At 71.4% G+C, this 1,614-nt stretch carries 1 protein-coding gene; it reads right to left on the bottom strand.

The window, feature by feature from the left end; translation table 11 throughout:
• Positions 1–22: 22 nt before the first annotated feature.
• On the bottom strand, positions 23–619 hold the full coding sequence (locus V7067_RS13790) for a class I SAM-dependent methyltransferase (RefSeq protein WP_334176481.1): 597 nt from the start codon (positions 617–619) through the stop codon (positions 23–25).
• Between the last annotated feature and the right edge of the window lie 995 nt (positions 620–1,614).

Here is a 1,614-nt window from a genome sequence, read left to right as displayed (position 1 = left end):
CGGCGGGCCGCGATTGAGGGAATCAGGCCGGTTTGCGGGCCACGAGGTCGACCAGAGCCGACATGCCGTTGTGGCCCTGACCTTCGACGATCTCGTCGTCATGGGCTTCGAGGCGCTCAATGGCGAGCGGGGCAAACGACCGGCGCAGCAGGTCGGTCGTATAAAGCAGTTCCGCCGATTTGGGGCCGCCGGTGCCATAGCGCAGCTGCTCGGTGCGGTAGCCCTGCAGCAGCAGGAGGCCGCCGGGCCGCAGCGCGGCGATCATGCCCGCGAACAGCCGGTCGCGCAGGGCCGGCGGGGCGAACTGGATGAAGATGGCGACAACGACATCGAACGCCGCAGCCGGAAAGGTCCACGTCGCCAGATCGGCCACCACGGGGGTGATGGAGACGCCCCGCGCCGCGGCGAGGCGGCCGGCCTTGGCGAGCCCGACGGCGGACGCATCAACGGCCGTCACCGTCAGCCCCTGCTGCGCCAGCCACACGGCGTTGCGGCCCTCACCCTCGGCAAGGCTCAGCGCCGTGCCGGACGGCGGCAGCAGGGCCGCCTGCGACCGCAGGAAGGCGTTGGCGTCTGTGCCGTAGAAATAGTCGTCGCCGGCAAAACGTTCGTCCCACATGATGGCTCTGCCTCTCTTCACATGTCCTGTCTGCGCGCCATGGTGACGGGAGAATGCGGACCGATGATGTCCGCGCGGGACGGGGCGCAGCGCATCCACGGCACCGCCCGGCGCTTTCGCAGAGCCCGCTCGCCCGCGCGGGCAACAGCCGCGCACGGAGGGGCCGATGCCCGCACATATCAGCGGGCGCGGGCGGAACAACGAGGAGCGCGCCGCCGGATCCGGCATCCGGCAGGCTGCGCCGGCGACAGGCCGGCATGGCGGAGCTGTCAGAGAATGGCGGCGCATGGCGGCCCGGACCGGGCTTTCCGCAAACGGCTCTGCAACGCCCGTCGCAGTCTGTGCCGCCGGCCGCCGTCCGGCAACGGCGCGCCGGTTGTCCGCAGCCTGCGGGAACAGGTCGGGCGATGGACGCCGACGGCCCAATCGGAAGCGCCCGCGGGCGCGGGAGCCTCGCTGTCGGTTGCGCAGTTATGCGCGATTCCGGCCGGCGCCGAATGCGGACCAGACACGCGCCAGCCGGGAAATATGCCGGCGCGGTTTCCGCGTCAGCGCAGCGGCAAGGCGGCGCTGGCTGCCACCAGCGCCGAAGCGTAGCGCATGTCTGCGGCCAGTCCGAACAGGTCGGGAAACCGAGGCTTGAGGGCGAGATTGGAAGCACGGCCGCGGATGCAGGCGCTTGCCCCACCGATAGCGCGGCGGCGCCGTCTCAGTCGGCACGGAATGCGAGCCTGACGGGCGCAGGCTGGAGGTGTGCCGATGCGGTGTCCTGCTTCAGCGCGGCGGGACGGTGAAGGACATCCCCGGCGTCGGCGTGAGACGGGTATCAGCGGCCTGCAAGGACCGGTCGGGCAAAGGCTCAGCGCAGGATCGGACGCGCCGCCGAGGATGCAGACACCGGCGGCGCCGGTTGTGCAGCAGCGCGCGGTCTCTGCCGGACAGGCGTCAGGCCGGAAAGGCGCCGGTGCGGTTTGCCGTCTCAGCGCAGCGGCAGG

It is taken from the genome of Pseudoxanthobacter sp., assembly GCF_036822375.1.
GTDB lineage: Bacteria > Pseudomonadota > Alphaproteobacteria > Rhizobiales > Segnochrobactraceae > Pseudoxanthobacter.
This window is presented reverse-complemented; position numbering and strand designations above follow the sequence as displayed.